Annotated in this window: 13 protein-coding genes; 6 read left to right on the top strand and 7 right to left on the bottom strand. The window is 67.9% G+C overall.

Annotated elements, in window-relative coordinates; genetic code table 11:
* Positions 1 to 10: 10 nt before the first annotated feature.
* The 5 genes from QFZ83_RS01480 to QFZ83_RS01460 form a co-directional block, all read right to left on the bottom strand.
* Positions 11 to 1,825 (bottom strand): peptidase domain-containing ABC transporter, encoded by a 1,815-nt coding sequence (locus QFZ83_RS01480; protein WP_307501754.1) that lies wholly within the window; start codon positions 1,823 to 1,825, stop codon positions 11 to 13.
* A gap of 91 nt (positions 1,826 to 1,916) precedes the next feature.
* On the bottom strand, positions 1,917 to 2,207 hold the full coding sequence (locus QFZ83_RS01475; RefSeq protein ID WP_307501751.1) for a hypothetical protein: 291 nt from the start codon (positions 2,205 to 2,207) through the stop codon (positions 1,917 to 1,919).
* Entirely contained in the window at positions 2,204 to 5,290 is a 3,087-nt protein-coding gene (locus QFZ83_RS01470; protein WP_307501748.1) for a glutamate ligase domain-containing protein, read from the bottom strand. The genes QFZ83_RS01475 and QFZ83_RS01470 overlap by 4 nt, the downstream gene beginning before the upstream one ends.
* Before the next feature lie 120 nt (positions 5,291 to 5,410).
* A complete protein-coding gene (gene pal, locus QFZ83_RS01465) occupies positions 5,411 to 5,914 on the bottom strand; it encodes a peptidoglycan-associated lipoprotein Pal (protein ID WP_307501745.1) in 504 nt (167 codons plus the stop codon).
* Between the two features lie 80 nt (positions 5,915 to 5,994).
* The gene (locus tag QFZ83_RS01460) at positions 5,995 to 10,518 is read right to left on the bottom strand and encodes a hypothetical protein (protein ID WP_373457488.1); all 4,524 of its coding nucleotides are present in this window, start codon (positions 10,516 to 10,518) and stop codon (positions 5,995 to 5,997) included.
* A gap of 312 nt (positions 10,519 to 10,830) precedes the next feature.
* Here QFZ83_RS01460 and QFZ83_RS01455 point away from each other — a divergent pair, with 312 nt between their 5' ends.
* On the top strand, positions 10,831 to 11,265 hold the full coding sequence (locus QFZ83_RS01455; RefSeq protein ID WP_007838777.1) for a DUF1841 family protein: 435 nt from the start codon (positions 10,831 to 10,833) through the stop codon (positions 11,263 to 11,265).
* Here the strand turns inward: QFZ83_RS01455 and QFZ83_RS01450 are convergent, their stop codons facing one another.
* Positions 11,266 to 12,249 carry a LysR substrate-binding domain-containing protein gene (locus QFZ83_RS01450; RefSeq protein WP_307501736.1) on the bottom strand — a complete coding sequence of 328 codons (984 nt, stop codon included), beginning with the start codon at positions 12,247 to 12,249 and terminating at the stop codon, positions 11,266 to 11,268. It lies immediately after the preceding gene.
* Positions 12,250 to 12,353: 104 nt separating this feature from the next.
* Here QFZ83_RS01450 and pcaH point away from each other — a divergent pair, with 104 nt between their 5' ends.
* On the top strand, positions 12,354 to 13,079 hold the full coding sequence (gene pcaH, locus QFZ83_RS01445) for a protocatechuate 3,4-dioxygenase subunit beta (protein ID WP_013543532.1): 726 nt from the start codon (positions 12,354 to 12,356) through the stop codon (positions 13,077 to 13,079).
* 14 nt (positions 13,080 to 13,093) lie between these two features.
* Positions 13,094 to 13,705, top strand: coding sequence for a protocatechuate 3,4-dioxygenase subunit alpha (gene pcaG, locus QFZ83_RS01440; protein ID WP_307501732.1), 612 nt, complete (start codon positions 13,094 to 13,096; stop codon positions 13,703 to 13,705).
* A gap of 77 nt (positions 13,706 to 13,782) precedes the next feature.
* Here the strand turns inward: pcaG and QFZ83_RS01435 are convergent, their stop codons facing one another.
* Complete coding sequence (locus tag QFZ83_RS01435) at positions 13,783 to 14,478, bottom strand: cytochrome c (RefSeq protein WP_307501729.1); 696 nt, start codon at positions 14,476 to 14,478, stop codon at positions 13,783 to 13,785.
* 162 nt (positions 14,479 to 14,640) lie between these two features.
* Here QFZ83_RS01435 and QFZ83_RS01430 point away from each other — a divergent pair, with 162 nt between their 5' ends.
* Genes QFZ83_RS01430 through QFZ83_RS01420 form a run of 3 tightly spaced genes read left to right on the top strand, consistent with a single transcriptional unit; the run spans position 14,641 to position 16,364 of the window.
* Complete coding sequence (locus QFZ83_RS01430) at positions 14,641 to 15,495, top strand: MoxR family ATPase (protein ID WP_013543535.1); 855 nt, start codon at positions 14,641 to 14,643, stop codon at positions 15,493 to 15,495.
* Positions 15,492 to 15,743: a hypothetical protein gene (locus QFZ83_RS01425; protein ID WP_307501727.1), complete on the top strand. Its 252-nt coding sequence runs from the start codon at positions 15,492 to 15,494 to the stop codon at positions 15,741 to 15,743. The genes QFZ83_RS01430 and QFZ83_RS01425 overlap by 4 nt, the downstream gene beginning before the upstream one ends.
* An 18-nt stretch (positions 15,744 to 15,761) precedes the next feature.
* A complete protein-coding gene (locus QFZ83_RS01420) occupies positions 15,762 to 16,364 on the top strand; it encodes a GNAT family N-acetyltransferase (protein ID WP_307501724.1) in 603 nt (200 codons plus the stop codon).
* Positions 16,365 to 16,387: the final 23 nt, after the last annotated feature.

Here is a 16,387-nt window from a genome sequence, read left to right as displayed (position 1 = left end):
GCAGGCAGCATCACGCCATGGAGCGGGAAGCCGGAGCCCCCGCGTTGTCTTCGTCGCCCACCGCCACCAGCGGCTTCTTCACGCCGAAGAGCTTGGGCACCATGACCGCGGCGGTGCCCACTTCGATGTCGCCCTGGCCCGTCACGTGGTAGACCGCCGAGGCGGCCGAGACGATGCGCAGCGAGTGCGTGACCACCACCACGGTGCGCACCTTGGCCACCGCGAGCAGCGTGGCGAGCAGGTTGCGCTCGCTCTGAAAATCCAGGTCGTTGCTGGGCTCGTCGAGCACCAGCACCGAGGGCTTGCGCAGGAAGCTCATGGCCAGCGCGAGCTTGCGGCGTTCGCCCACCGAGACGCCGGTGCCGCCTTCGCCGACCATGGTGCGGTAGCCGTCGGGCAGCCGCGAGATGAATTCGTGCGCGCCCGAGAGCTTGCAGGCCGACACGATCTGTTCATCGCTCTGGCCGGGCGCGGCGCGGCGCATGGTGTCGATCAGCGTGCCGCCGAACCAGTAGACCTCTTGCGAGAGATAGCTGATCCAGCGCGAGAGCTCTTCGCGGCCGAACTGCGAGAGGTCGTATTCGCCGATGCTGATGATCCCGCGCGTGGGTGTGTAGAGGCCCGAGAGCAGCTTCACCAGCGTCGACTTGCCCGCGCCGTTGCGCCCGACGATCACATGCAGGCCGCCGGGGCCGATGTCCAGGTCGACGCTTTCGAGCACCGGCTGCTGCGCGGTCTCGGTGAAGCTGAAGCTCACGTCCTTGAGCGTGATGCGGCCGAGCGGCTGCGGCAGGGTCATGCCCGTGGGCGGCTTCTCGACAGGCTCGCCCAGCACGGTTTCCAGGCGCTTGGCGGCTTCCTTCGCGGTGGCCAGCGAGCGCCAGTTCGACACCAGCCCGGCCACCGGCTGCAGCGCCTTGAGCGCGAGCATGTTGGAGGCCACGAGGCCGCCCACCGTCATCCACTGCTCCATCACCGAGATCGCGCCCACGGTCACCACGACGACCGAGAAAACCGTCAGCAGCACCGTGGTGCCGTCGCGCGCGGTTTCGATCTGGCCGTTCTTGCTGAAGCTCTCGGTGAGCCAGGCGTTGTAGGTCTGGCGCCACATGTCGCTGATGGGGCCGTCGTTGGCCTGCGTCTTGAGCGTTTCGCGCGCGTTGCAGATCTCGGAGGTCATGCGGTCGAGGCCGCGTCCGCGCTGCACTTCCTCGACGCGGCCGGCGCGCACTTCGTCGGCCCACCACCAGGCCAGGAAAGACATGATCGCGAGAAACGCGGCCACCACCGGCAGCACCGGCAGCGCGACGATGCCGATCACCACGAGCGCGAAGATCGCCATCGGCAGGTCGAAGATCGATTGCGCAAGACCGCCGGTGACGGTGCCGCGCACCGAGCCCACGTCGCGAAAGTACTGCTGCCACACCGAGGCCGGCCGCGCTTCGAGCGCGCGCAGCGGGCGCGCGAGCATCGACTGCAGCAAGGCACCGGAGACACCGTGGTCGATGATCGCGCCCGCGTTGCGCAGCATGCGCGAGCGCCGCGTGCGCAACCAGAACTCGATGCACAAAAAGAAGAGGATGCCGCTCACCAGCGCGGCGAGCGTGGAGGTGCCGCTGCGCGAGAGCACGCGGTCATACACCTGCAAGAGAAAGATGGAGGGCAAGAGCCCGAACAGGCTGATGGGCAGCGAGCGCCATGCCGCGCTCTTCACGAGCGGGTAAGCCGCGCGGAACGCCGTGTTCAGGGCCTTTGCGTAAGGACTGGCACCCGGCTCGTCCGGCGTTTCGGCAACCAGTTGGCTGGGCAAGAGAAACTTGATCATGAGAAAGGGCCGATCCGTCGTGCAATGACGCGTGCGTCATTATCGACTGTTACCCAACTGTTACAAGGCAAAAATTCGCGCTTTGTGCACCTCAGCATCGAGGCACGCTTGCCTTTGTCGAGTCGACCCGTTGCTCATGTCTCGTCTCTTGTTCGGCCTTGCGCAGCGACGACGTTTGCGTGGCCGTGCAGCCGGCCTGCCGGTCCACCGTCGCCTCCCCTCGCACTGCGGGCAAACCCTCGGCCAGCACCAGCGCGATGTTGGCGCACAACAGCATGCACAACACCCATGCGAACAGCAGTTGCAGCCAGCCAAGCCACCAACGCCGCGGCGCCTCCACGTCGCGTTCGTAGGGCATGTGAATCAATGCGTTCCATCTCATGGCAGTGCTTTCAAAACCCGGGCAAGCCGGGACAGGCCGACGCCCGCGGAACTCTTGGCCAGCACCCAGTCGCCCGGTTGCAGCAGACCGCCCAATGCGGTCGACAGGTCCGACACGTCCACGAACCAATGTGAACGGACCTTGGTACGAATGCTCGCGTGCAGCGCCCGCATGAGCGGACCGCACAGCAGCACCCGGTCAGGCTGCGACGCCAGCAACTCGGCTTCCAGGTCGAGGTGATGGCGTTGCGCCGCAGGACCCAGCTCCTGCATGTCGCCGAGGATGGCGACACGTCGCGCAGGTTCGCAGGGGGCTTGTGACAGCAATTCGAGCGCCGCCCGCATCGAGCTGGGGTTGGCGTCATAGGTTTCATCGATCAGCTTGAAGCTTCCGCCGCCGATGTGAATGGTGTGCAGCGCACCGCGTCCGCCCGGCGGCTCGAAGTGCGCGAAGGGCTCGACCGCCGCGGCCAGCGGCAGGCGCAGCGACTGCAGCGCGCCGAGCGCGGCGACGGCGGCGGCGCCCATGTGGCGGCCCGGCGCATTGAGCCGCAGTTGAAAGGGCTCGCCCGCCACCTGCGCCTGCACCTCGCCGTGGTCGAAGGCCAGCAGGCGCACATCGGCGTTTTCGTGTTCGCCGTAGGTCACGATCTGCAGTTGGTGCGCCATCGCGGCTTCCGCAAAGATCGGGAACTCGGGCATGTCGCGGTTGAGCACCACGTTGTCGCCGGCGGCCATGCCCTGGAAGATCCGGGCGTCCATGCGCGCGGCGGCGTCCGAGGGGCCGCGGTGCTTCTGCGATGCGGCCGAGAGCCCGGTCACCACCACCAGCGAAGGCCGCACCAGTTGCGACGACGCGGGCATGTGCGAGGTGCCCATCTCCAGCACCCAGTAAGCCGCATGCCGCGGCATGCAGGTGAGGTTCCACGCAATGCCCGAGGGCAGGCTGATGTTGCCTTCGGGCTGGGCGACTTCGCCCCACACGGTGAGCGCGCCGGCCATCATCGCGGCCACGGTGCTGCTGCCCGTGCCGTGGCCCAGCACGCCGCAGACGCGGCCGGTGAATTCGGTGCGCGCATGCTCGCCCAGTTGCAGCACGGCCTGCAGCACGTTCGGCACCTTGAGCACCGGCACGCGCTTGTCCAGGTGCGGCTTGGGGTCGGTGCACAGCACGGCCGCGGCCGGCTGCAGCACGCCCTTGAGCGTGACGGCCGCGAGCGGCGTCTTCGACGGGCGCGTCTGGTTCTCGAACACCACGCGGCCCTTGCGCATGAAGGAGCGCTGCGTCACGCCGCTGGCGCGCCAGCCGTCTTCGGGGCGCACCACCCATTCGCCGCCGGTCACGCGCGCCATTTCGCTCGCGGTCCAGCTCGCGCCGTCGTCGCGCGGGCTGCTGGCGGCGCCGCTCATCGCGCCCAGCGGCACGCGGCGCTCGATGAGGTAGCGGTGGTACGAGGCGAAGCCCGAGACGTACTGCTCGACGTCGTCGATGCGCACCCGAAACGCGTGGTGGCGAATGAAGAACGAGCCGACGACGGTCGAGGGCCGCCGGAAGTACATCGCCATCTCCGGCCAGAAGAAACCGTTGAGGAGATAGTGCGCGCGGTAGTCGAGCGCGCGGTAGAACTTCTCGGTGTCCAGCTCGTCGAGCAGGTGCCGCATCGCGGGCATGCTTTCCAGGCGCTGGAGCATCTGCTGCGCGGCGAGCATGAGTCCGAGCAGCGTCGGGAAAGTGGTCTTGCGGTCGAGCACGAAGTCGAGATAGCCCGCGACGTTCTGCAGCCCGAAGCGGAAGTACTTTTCCTGCGGGCTCCAGTGCGTGAGCTCGTTGACGCAGCAGCTCAACCAGTGGTCGTGCGCCTGCCAGTGCTGGCTCGCGATGAAATGATCGAAGGCCTTCTCGACCGCCGCCAGCCAGCGCGCATCGCGCGTGAGGCCATAGAGGCGCATGAGGCCGTACGCAGCCTCGCCGTCGTAATAGATGACGCGCGACGCCTGCTTCACCGCCAGGTCGGTGGCGTGCAGCACGTGGTTGAAGCGGCCGGTGGCCGGGTCTTGCAGCGACACGATGCCCAGCGCCAGCTTTTCCAGCAACGGCAGCCAGCGGCGCGTGTCCATGAGCTCGCAATACTTCACCAGCGCGAGCACGCAGGCCGCGTTGCCGCCCAGCTTGATCTCCCCGCCGGTGTCGACAAGAAAAGCCACCTCGCGGCCGTCGGCGAGCTGGTAGTCGCGGATCAGCCAGTTGGTGAGATGGTCGAGCGCGCGGTCGATGGCCGAGCGCAGGGTTTCGTCGCGCGTGACTTCCCACGCCTCGAGCATCGCGTGGATCGCGCTCGCATGGCGCATCGCGTCGTAGGTCGGGATGCGGCGGTCGAAGCACGGGAAGTAGCCGTACACGAAGAGCCCGTCGCTCTGCACCTGGCGCGCGAGGTAGGCCGAGCCGCTGCGCACGAGGTCCATCGCCGACTGCGGATTGAGCGCCGGCATCTGGCGGCGCCCCGCATCGAGCCCCGTGCCGATGAGCTTGTGCACCACGCCGTCGGGCTGGCAGAACACGCCCACGGTCGCGAGCAGGTAGACCGGGTGGTCGGTCGGCATGTCGAGCGCGAGCGTGCGCTGGAAACGCGCCTGGCCGTAGGCCTCGAAGTTGCGCGGATTCATCACCGCATGCGCAATGGTCGAGTCGCCCGCCAGCATCGCGTTGGCGTTGAGCTCCTGCTCGGTGAAGGCGATCTCGAAGTCTTTATCGAACGCCAGGCCGAGACGGAAGTAGTTGCGCTTGACGGCGGTGAGCTGGGTCTTGAACTGCGCCCAGTCCATCGGGCTCGCGCCTTCGACCCAGTCGATGCGAAGCCAGGGCGACACGACACCGTGGTCGCGCACCCAGCGCTCGACGATGTCGGCGCCTTCGCTCCATGCGGTCTCGAATTCGGCGGCCCGCGCATGCACGACATGCGCACGCTGCGAACCGTCGCTCACCGAGAAGAACAGCGTGAACGCGGGGTAAGGGGCAGGCAACGCCGCGCACACCGACGCAAGGCGTTCGTGGCAGGCGTGGAGCTGGTCTGAAAAGGACATCATTCGGCCCCGATCGAGTGCGGGAGACCGGCCGCGTCCGTCATCTATCTGCTCTCGCTGCTAGAACGACGGAATCGCTGACCGGAGACTGTTGCCTTCGACGTCATCGCTTGGGCTCCGGTTTCAGCGGTAGCTGAATTCGGCGCGGCGATTGAGCTGGTAGCCCTCCTCGGTGGTTTCCATGGACGCGGGCTTTTCGATGCCCCAGCTGATGGCCTCGACACGCTCGGCCGGCACGCCGAGCTGCGTGAGCGCCCGTTGCACCGATTCCGAACGGCGCTGCCCCAGCGCGAGGTTGTATTCGCGGCCGCCGCGCGAGTCGGTGTGGCCTTCGATGACCACGCGGCTCGTCGAGCGGTTCTTCAGGAAGCTCGCATGCGCTTCCACGATCCGCTGGTCTTGCGGACGGATGTTGTATTTGTCGAAGTCGAAATACACGATCTTCGGCACGCCAACCGGTCCGTTCGTCATCGGTGCCGGGGGTGGCGGTTCCACCTTGGCCACCGCGGCGGCGCCCTTGTTGGAGTAGTAGTAGGTCGCGTCGTCGCGACCGCCCTTGGGCGTACTGCAGGCGGCGAGGCTGGCCCCGAGCGCGACGATGGCCAATATCCGGAAATTCTTTTTCATATCAATCCTTTCGCGGGACAGGCCGGTGGCCGGCCTGTCCCTGTGCTGCGGTTCCCTCTCTCCTTCGCTTGCTCTTTTGCTTAACCCAACAGGCCGTGCAGGACGTTGGTCACTGGCGACAGCGTGTGTTCGACCAGGCTGGTGATCGGGGTCACGACCTCGGTCACCAGCGGGGTGACCGCGTGGTCGACGGTGTTCACCACCGTCTCGACCACCGGAGTCACCGTGCCCGTTGCGCCGGCCAGGATGTCGGTCACCGGTGCCACTGCGCCGGAAACCGTACCCGTCACCGTCGAGACGATCGGCGCGACGGTGTCCGTCAGGCCGCTTGCCACGCCGGAGATCGGCTCCAGGATGTTGGCGAGCGGGCCGTCGCTGCCCAGCACGCCGCCGAGCAAGCCACCGACCAGACCGTCCTGACCCAGCAGGCTGCCGACGAGACCGTCGTTGCCCAGCAGGTTGCCCACGAGGCCGTCGTCGCCCAGGAGGCCGCCGACCAGGCCGTCGTTGCCGAGCACGCCGCCGAGCAGGCCGCCGTCGCCGCCGAGAACGCCGCCCAGAAGGCCGTCGTCACCCAGCACGCCGCCAAGCAGGCCACCGTCGCCGCCGAGGACGCCGCCCAGGAGGCCGTCGTCACCCAGCACGCCGCCGAGCAGGCCACCGTCGCCGCCGAGGACGCCGCCCAGGAGGCCGTCGTCACCCAGCACGCCGCCGAGCAGACCACCGTCGCCGCCCAGGAGGCCGCCGTTCCCAAACAGCAAGCCACCGAGACCGCCGTCGCCGCCGAGGACACCACCCAGGAGGCCGTCGTCGCTCAGCACGCCGCCGAGCAAGCCGCCGTCACCGCCGAGCAGACCGCCCACGAGGCCATCGTCGCCGAGGATGCCGCCGAGCAGGCCACCGTCGCCACCGAGGACGCCGCCCAGAAGGCCGTCGTCACCCAGCACGCCGCCGAGCAAACCGCCGTCACCGCCGAGCAGACCGCCCACGAGGCCGTCGTCGCCCAGGATGCCGCCGAGCAGGCCGCCGTCGCCACCGAGGACGCCGCCCAGCAGGCCGTCGTCACCCAGAACACCGCCGAGGAGGCCGCCGTCGCCGCCGAGCAGACCGCCCAGGAGGCCGTCATCACCAAGGACACCGCCGAGGAGACCACCGTCACCGCCGAGCAGACCGCCCAGCAAGCCGTCGTCACCCAGCACGCCGCCGAGCAAGCCACCGTCGCCACCGAGCAGACCGCCTACGAGGCCGTCGTCGCCCAGCACGCCGCCGAGCAAGCCACCGTCGCCACCGAGCAGACCGCCTACGAGGCCGTCGTCGCCGAGGATGCCGCCGAGCAGGCCGCCGTCGCCACCGAGGACACCGCCCAGGAGGCCGTCGTCACCCAGCACGCCGCCGAGCAAACCGCCGTCACCACCGAGCAGACCGCCTACGAGGCCGTCGTCGCCGAGGATGCCGCCGAGCAGGCCACCGTCGCCACCGAGGACGCCGCCCAGGAGGCCGTCGTCACCCAGCACGCCGCCGAGGAGGCCGCCGTCACCGCCGAGCAGACCGCCCAGCAGGCCGTCATCACCCAGCACGCCGCCGAGGAGGCCGCCGTCGCCGCCGAGCAGACCGCCCAGCAGACCGTCGTCACCCAGCACGCCGCCGAGGAGGCCGCCGTCGCCGCCGAGCAGACCGCCCAGCAGACCGTCGTCACCCAGAACACCGCCGAGGAGGTCGCCGTCCAGCAGGTTCGCCACGCCGTCGGTGAGGAAGTCCACTTGCGTGTCCACCGCATTCAGCAGCGCCGCGGTCGTTCCCGCGCCGAGCAGCTGGTCGGCCAGCGGGCTCACGAGGCCGCTCACACCGTCCGTCACCTGGTCCACCACGCCGTCGACCGGGTCGAGGACGTTGGGGTTGTTCGGGGTGAACACGTCGCCGAAGATCGGAGCCAGCAGGCCGTCGACCACGTCGGTGACGTTGTCGGTGAGGCCGACCACCGGGGTCAGCAGGTCGCCCAGGCCCAGGTCGCCGAGCACGCCGTTGTTCAGGCCGCCGACGATGCCGCCCACGATGCCGTCGGTCGGATCGAGCAGCGCCGGACCGCCAGGGGTGCCGGGGTTGCCGATGCCGCCCAGCACGCCGCCGAGCAGACCACCCAGGAGGCCGTCGTCGCCGAGCAGGCCACCGACGATGCCGTCGTCGCCGAGCAGACCGCCGGCCAGGCCGTCCGGTCCGAGCAGGCCACCGACCAGACCGTCGTCGCCGAGCAGGCCACCGACGATGCCGTCGTCGCCCAGCACACCACCGAGGAGGCCGTCGTCGCCGAGAAGGCCGCCCACGAGGCCGTCACCGCCGAGCAGACCGCCGACCAGGCCGTCGTCGCCGAGCACGCCGCCCAAGAGGCCGTCGTTGCCGAGCAGGCCGCCGACGATGCCGTCGTCACCCAGCACGCCGCCGAGGAGGCCGTCGTCGCCGAGCAAGCCACCCACGAGGCCGTCGTTGCCGAGCAGACCGCCCAGGAGGCCGTCGCTGCCGAGCAGGCCGTCTTCACCGAGCAGGCCGCCTACCAATCCATCGTCGCCGAGCAGGCCGCCCAAGAGACCGTCATCACCGAGGAGACCGCCGAGCAGGCCACCGTCGCCGCCGAGCACGCCGCCCAGCGGGCCGCCTTCGCCCAGCACGCCGCCCAGGAGACCGTCTTCACCGAGCAGGCCGCCCAGGAGGCCATCGGAGCCGAGCAGGCCGCCGACCAGACCGTCTTCACCCAGCAGGTTGCTGAGCACGCCGTCTTCGCCGAGCAGACCGCCGACCAGGCCGTCGTCGCCCAGAAGGCCGCCGAGGGCGCTGTCGTCGCCGAGCAGGCTGCCCAGGAGGCCGTCTGCACCGAGCACACCGCCCACGACGCCGCCGAGCAGGCCGTCTTCGCCGAGCAGGCCGCCCAGTGCGCCGTCGTCGCCCAGCAGGTTGCCCAGGAGGCCGCCCAGCGCGCCGTCGTCGCCGAGCAGGCCGCCGACGAGGCTGTTGTCGCCCAGGAGGCCGCCGATCAGGCCGTCGTCGCCCAGGAGGCCGCCAACGAGGCCGTCTTCACCCAGCACGCCGTCGAGCAGTCCGCCGACGAGGCCGTCTTCGCCCAGCAGCTCGCCCAGGCCGAGGCCGGCGGTCAGGCCGCCCAGCGGGCCTTCACCGCCGAGCAGGTTGCTCAGGCCGTCGGTCACGTAGTCGACCTGGCCCAGCAGCGAGCCGAGCAGCGCATCGGTCACGCCGGCGCCCAGGATGTTGTCCACGACGGGGCTGATCGTCTCGCCCAGCGGATCGAGGATGTTGCCCACGGCGGTGTCCACCGGATCGAACTCGTTGGGGTCGTTCGGCATGAATTCGGAACCGAGTAGCGGAGCGAGCACGCTGTCGACCACATCGGTCACACCGTCCACCACACCGGACACGGGTGCCAGGGCATCGCCCAGGCCGAGGGTGTCGTCGATCGCGTCGATGGCACCGCTGACGAGGTTGTCGGCTGGATCGAGCAGGTGGTCTGCGTCGGCATCGGCATCGGCATCGGCGTCGGCGTCTGCGTCTGCGTCGGCATCGGCATCGGCATCTGCGTCTGCATCAGCATCAGCGTCGGCGTCGGCGTCCGCATCGGCGTCTGCGTCTGCGTCGGCATCAGCGTCAGCATCGGCGTCTGCATCGGCGTCTGCATCGGCATCGGCATCGGCATCGGCATCGGCGTCTGCGTCTGCGTCTGCATCGGCGTCTGCGTCGGCATCGGCATCGGCATCGGCATCGGCATCGGCGTCGGCATCGGCGTCGGCGTCGGCGTCTGCGTCTGCGTCGGCATCAGCGTCAGCATCGGCGTCTGCATCAGCGTCGGCGTCGGCGTCGGCGTCTGCATCGGCATCGGCATCGGCATCGGCATCAGCGTCCGCATCGGCATCCGCATCGGCGTCTGCATCACCGTCTGCATCCGCATCGGCATCCGCGTCCGCGTCGGCATCCGCATCGCCGCCATCGCCGATGCCAGGAACCAGGAACGGCACGCCGCTGCTGCCGCCATCGCCACCGCCGCTCAGCGCGGCGCCCAGGACCGCGGCACCCAACGCACCCAGCGCGAATTCGCCGAGGCCGATGCCGCTGCCGGCTGCAAGTTTCTTGGTCACGGCCAGGGCGGCCGCGTCTGCATCGCTGTCGGGCGGGGTGACCTGCAGGTCACCCGAGGCCACATCCACGTTCACTTGTTCGAGGCCGCCGGGCAGCTTGGTCGAGCCGATGGTCGCATCGGTGCCGCCGGTGAAGACGCCGGCCAGCGGCGCCTTGTTGGAAGCCGAGCCGGGGAACAGCACGTTGGCGTGGCCGTCCTGCGGAACGATCACGCGGTCACCCGCGATCAGGGTCTGGTTGCCATCCACCGGGATGCGGACACCGTCGCGCATCACGGCAGTGCCGGGCGTAGCATTGGACAATGTCCCGATGCTGGCAGGCCCGGAAGGGGCGGCGGAAGCCGTCGAACCCATCGCGGCAGGACTGCCTAGCGGGGTGACGGTGGCTTGGGCGAGAACCACAGGAGCTGCGCTGGATGCGGCAAGTCCTTCGGTCGATACGGTCGATGCTTGTGGAGCGTTCATGGCAGCCTCTGTGACAAAAGATGCATGTACAGGGGCAACTTGCGTGCCGCTTTTTGCAAGCCTTGCCAACTAGGCGCCGGGAGCGATTCAAGTCGTTGATTTACATGAGAATTTTTTTGAAAAACGTCGGCGCGGCCGCACATCGAAACAGCGCGTAAGGAGGTCATTTCGCGATTCGTTACGTAACGATGTAACGCCCCGTACCCGGAACGCCGAGCGTGTTCCGGGTGCTGCGCAAGCCGATCCGCGATGGCCCTTGGAGCGATTTCCTCCACGCGCTTTCTTCACTCTCTTCTTCTTATCCATCTATATATGTTCAACCCCTCCCAGGAAGACGTGCGCCGCTTCTTCTGCGATGTGTACGCCAAGCACCGGCAGGGCCTTCCGATGGAAGCGCTCGAGACCATCGCCGCCGGCTGGATCGACGAGCACCCCGAGTACCACGAGGACCTGGCCGATGCCGACGCCGCGGTGGCGCGCGTGTACGACGGATCGAACGGACGCGAGAACCCGTTCCTTCATCTGTCGATGCATCTGTCGATCAGCGAGCAGTGCTCCATCGACCAGCCGCGCGGCATCCGCCAGGCCGTCGAGCTGCTGGCCGCGCGCCGCGGCTCGCTGCTGCATGCGCATCACGAGGCGATGGATTGCCTCGGCCAGATGATGTGGGAGAGCCAGCGCGCGGGGCGCCCGCCCGATGGCGAGGGTTACGTGGCCTGTGTTCAGCGCCGCGCCACGAAAGACTGATCAGGGTTTCTGCCTACTGCGCGACGGCAAGGTGCCCTGCTGCTTCGCGCCTTCGCGCAGCAACGCGGCCATCGCCACGCGCAGCGACGACGCCTCGGCATCGCTGCGCAACAACAGGCCGACCGGCTCTTCGGTGCCCGCGGTGTCGATGCGCAAGCGCACGAGCCGGCCTTCTGCCAACTCACTGCGCGCGGCACCGAGCGGCGTGATCCAGACCGCATCCGACACCGCCACCAGCGCGCTCGCCACGCCGACGTCGAGCGTCTGCAGCGCATGGGTCGGCAGCACGAGGCCGCGCGCCGACAAAAAGCTCTCGGTGTTGTGGCGCGGGATCGTGCCCTCGCCGTAGACCACCAGTGGATAGTCGAGCACTGCCTGCACCGGCGCCGGCTTGAGCGCGAGCGGATGCCCCGCGCGCACCGCGAACACCAGTGGCTCGGTGTAGAGCAGCTCGAAGCTCAGGCCGGCCATCAGGCGCGGATCGCTCATGCGGCCGACCACCAGGTCGAGCTCGCCGGCGCGCAGCTCGTCGAGCAGTACCGCGTTGGCGGCGCTCTTCACGGCGATCTGCGCGGCGGGCCAGTGGTCCCGCAGGCGCGCGAGCGCCGGCGGCAACAGCGCCGGCGCCACGCTCGGCAACGCGCCGATGCGCAGGCGCTCGATGCGGCCGCCGGCGGTCGGCGCGACCGCCTCGGCGCTGGCGTCGAGCGCCTCGAGCACGCGCAGCGCATGCGCCAGCAGTTGCTCGCCGGCCGGCGTGAGCCCCTGCACGCCGCGGCGGCCGGCCTGGCTGCGATCGACCAGGCGCGTGCCCACGATGGTTTCGAGTTCAGAGAGCGTCTTCGACACCGCCGGCTGGCTCAGCGCGAGCCGCGCCGCCGCGCGCGCCAGATGGCGCTCCTGCGCCACGGCGACGAAGGCGCGCAGGTGCCGCAACTGCACGTTGCGGATGAAATCCTGGCGAAGATCGGCTGGCTTGTTCAATGACTGTTGGTTATGAAAACTGGAGCAATCTTCAATTTACATCATTGAACTGCGCTTCTAAAGTGGCGCCTCGAGAATTCGTCCCACGACAGGAGACAACGCACATGACGACCCCCACCAAGGGCACCCTTCCCGCGCTCACCCCGCGCGACTGGGACTCCCACCCCGCCTACGTCTACCCCGGCTACAAGTCCACGGTGAAGCGCGGCCCGCAGAAGCCGCTGATCCCGCTGAAGGCTTCGCTCGGCGAGCTGCAGCAGCCGGTGTATGGCCACGACAGCATCGGCGAGTTCGACCATGACCTGACGCGCAACGCACGCAAGAACGGCGAGCCGCTGGGCGAACGCATGATCCTCACCGGCCAGGTGCTCGACGAGCGCCGCCGCCCGGTCGCCAACACGCTGGTCGAGCTCTGGCAGGCCAACGCCTCCGGCCGCTACGTGCACAAGGTCGACCAGCACGACGCGCCGCTGGACCCCAACTTCCTCGGCGCGGGCCGGTGCCTGACCGACAGCGAAGGCCGCTACCGCTTCCTCACCATCAAGCCCGGCGCCTATCCGTGGGGCAACCATCCGAACGCCTGGCGCCCGCAGCACATCCACCTGTCGCTGTTCGGCCAGAGTTTTGCAAGCCGCCTGGTCACGCAGATGTACTTCCCCGGCGACCCGCTGATGCAGTACGACCCGATGATCACCGGCACGCCCGAGCGCTACCGCAATCGCCTGATTGCCGACTTCAGCCTCGACATCACCGAAGAGGGCTACGCGCTGGGCTACCAGTTCGACATCGTGCTGCGCGGCGCCGACGAAACGCCGTTCGAGAACCGCTGAAAGAGGAATTCCCCATGCCATTGATGACCGCACAGGAAGCCGACTTCGGCCAGACGCCTTCCCAGACCGTGGGCCCCTACTTCGCCTACGGCCTCACCGCCACGCAATACGGCTACGACTTCGACCAGCCTTTCGACGCCGTCGTGGCGCTGGCCGATGCCGCCGGCCAACGCATCCGCCTCGAAGGCCGGGTGATCGACGGCGACGGCAATGCGATCGGCGATGCGCTGGTCGAGATCAGCCAGCCCGACGGCGAAGGCCGCTACCCGCAGACGCCGGAAGAAGCGCGCGCGCTGGGCTTTCGCGCCTTCGGCCGCGTGGGCACCGGCACCGATGCGCAGAACCGCTTCGTGTTCCACACCGTCAAGCCCGGCGCAGAGGCGCCCGGTGAAGCACCGCACATCAACCTGATCGTGCTGATGCGCGGCCTGCTGCTGCATGCGTTCACGCGCGTGTATTTCAGCGACGAGGCCGAGGCGAATGCGAAGGACGCGGTGTTGCAGAGCGTGCCGGCTGAGCGCCGCCACACGCTGATCGCTGAGCGCGTGGAGCAAGGCGGCGCGGTGAGCTACCGCATCGACATCCGCATGCAGGGCGCGGACGAGACGGCATTCTTCGACGTCTGACCTCAGGGAAATCCCCAACAAAAAGCCCGCATCGCGCGGGCTTTTTGTTGGGAGAAACACGAAGCGCTGAAGCGGGCTTACTGCGCTGCGTGATGGATGCGCGACTCGGGCACCGTCTTCAGTTCGCCGGGCACCGAGCTGATGTAGCTGGCCAGCGTCTTGAGTTCGGCATTGGTGAACTTCTTGGGTTCGACCTGGCCGGCCATCACCGCGTTCGAGCGGCCGAGGTGGGCGTTGTTCTTGACTCGGTACGACTTGAGCGCCACGAAGAGGTAGTCGGCGTGCTGGCCGGCCAGCTTGGGCACGGTGCCGTCGTTCGGGGTGTTGAAGTTGGCGCCGTGGCACTTGGTGCAGCTGTTGTCGGGGCCGTTGCGGCCGACCAGCGCGGTGATGTTCTCGGGCATGGCCTTGGCGAGCGCGGCGGGCGGTGCATCGCCTTCCTTCACGCCCAACTGGCTGTAGTAGGCGGCCACGTCGGCGATGTCCTGCTCGGAAAGCGAATCGGCAATGGCGCGCATGGTGGGGTGCTTGCGGTCGCCGCCCTTGTACTGGGTGAGCGCGGCGGCGATGTAGGTGGCGCTCTGGCCCGCGATCATCGGCACCTTGTGGATTTCAGGGAAGCTGGCCTGGTAGCCAATGATGCCGTGGCAGCCCACGCACATCTGAACCTTCTTTGCCCCGTCCTGGGCCTTGCCAGTGACTTGTTGGGCTTGTGCCGAGAGCGTCACGCAAGCGACAGCAAGGGCAAACATCGTGGTCAACAGCTTGTTCATTTTGCGCGCACAATCTCGTGGAGATACAGTTTTTCGAATCAACATTCGATTATATGCAAGGGTCCTCCGGGAACCCCGCAGAGCTGCCCAAGAGGCTGTGCGATGCGCGTCGAGTGTGTTCTTTTCTCCACCCCGCCTTTCCACCTCGCTTCTCGTTCACTCATGAAATTCCAGGGCTCAGACAACTACGTCGCCACTCAGGACCTGATGCTGGCGGTCAACGCCGCCATCACGCTCAAGCGCCCGCTGCTCGTCAAGGGCGAACCCGGCACGGGCAAGACCATGCTGGCCGAGGAAGTGGCGCAATCGCTGGGACTGCCGCTCCTGCAGTGGCACATCAAGTCGACCACCAAGGCACAGCAGGGCCTGTACGAATACGACGCGGTGAGCCGCCTGCGCGATTCGCAACTGTCCGATGTGGACGGCGGCGAGCGCGTGAAGGACATCCAGAACTACATCGTCAAGGGCGTGCTGTGGCAAGCCTTCACGGCCGACGAGCCGGTGGCGCTCCTCATCGACGAGATCGACAAGGCCGACATCGAATTCCCGAACGACCTGCTGCGCGAAATCGACCGCATGGAGTTCTACTGCTACGAGACGCGCGAACTCATCCGCGCCAAGCACCGGCCGGTGGTGTTCATCACCTCCAACAACGAGAAGGAACTGCCCGACGCATTCCTTCGCCGCTGCTTCTTCCACTACATCAAGTTCCCCGATGCCGAGACGATGAAGCACATCGTCGCCGTGCACTTCCCGGGGCTGAAGCAGGAGCTGCTCACGGCCGCGATGAAGACCTTCTACGACGTGCGCAACCTGCCGGGCCTGAAGAAGAAGCCCTCGACTTCCGAACTGCTCGACTGGCTCAAGCTGTTGGTGGCCGAAGACATTCCCCTCGAAGCGCTGCAGAGCAAGGACGACAAGGTCGCCGTGCCGCCGCTGGTGGGCGCGCTGCTCAAGAACGAGCAGGACGTGACGCTCTTCGAGAAGCTCGTCTTCATGCAGCGCAACAACCGATGAGCGAATCTCCGCGGCCGCATTCCACCAGCCAACTGCTCAAGCTGGGCGTGGCCCAGGCGGTGCTGTTCGTGCTGGGAGCGCTGCTCGGCCGCTGGGTCGGACTGCTGCTGGGCCTGGATGCCTTCGGCGCCGGCGGCTACGGCAACAAGGAGATCTTCGGCATCTTGTTGATCGGCCTGGGCGGCGGTGGTGGGGTGCAGATCGCACGCGCCTGGTATGTGCGCAAGTACGGCAATCCGAGAAGCTGAAATTCAGAGGTGTTTGAGATGGCGTTCGTCGAACCTGTCACGCTGAAGGCCCGCGGCATCGCGCTGGTGCCGCTGTCGCTCGACCACGAAGAGGGCCTGCGCGCCGCGGCCGCCGACGGTGAACTCTGGAAGCTGCGCGTCACCTCGGTGCCCGAGCCCGAGAACACCCGCGCTTACATCGAGACCGCGCTGAAGACGGCCGACCGCTTCGCCTTCGCCGTCACCGAAGCAGCCACCGGCACCGTGCTCGGCAGCACCAGCTTCCACGACATCCTGCCGGGCGTGAAGCGCGTCGAGATTGGCTACACCTGGTACGCCGCGCGCTGCCAGCGCACCCACGTCAACACCACCTGCAAGCTCCTGATGCTCACGCACGCGTTCGACACGCTCGGCTGCAACGTGGTGGGCTGGCGCACCGACAACTTCAACTTCGCCTCGCAGCGCGCCATCGAGCGCCTGGGCGCGAAGAAAGACGGCGTGATCCGCGGCCACGCGATGCGGCGCGACGGCACGATCCGCGACACCGTCATGTACAGCCTTCGCGCGGGCGAGTGGCCCGAGGTGAAGGCGCAGTTGCTCTACCTGCTCGAGCGGCGTGCTGGCGCCTCCTCGCACGCTTGAGCAGAATCACATTCATCGCTTCG

Source organism: Variovorax sp. W1I1 (assembly GCF_030815625.1).
GTDB classification, from domain to species: domain Bacteria; phylum Pseudomonadota; class Gammaproteobacteria; order Burkholderiales; family Burkholderiaceae_C; genus Variovorax; species Variovorax paradoxus_C.
Note: the sequence above shows the minus strand (reverse complement) of the source record. Positions and strands in the feature narration are given on the sequence as shown.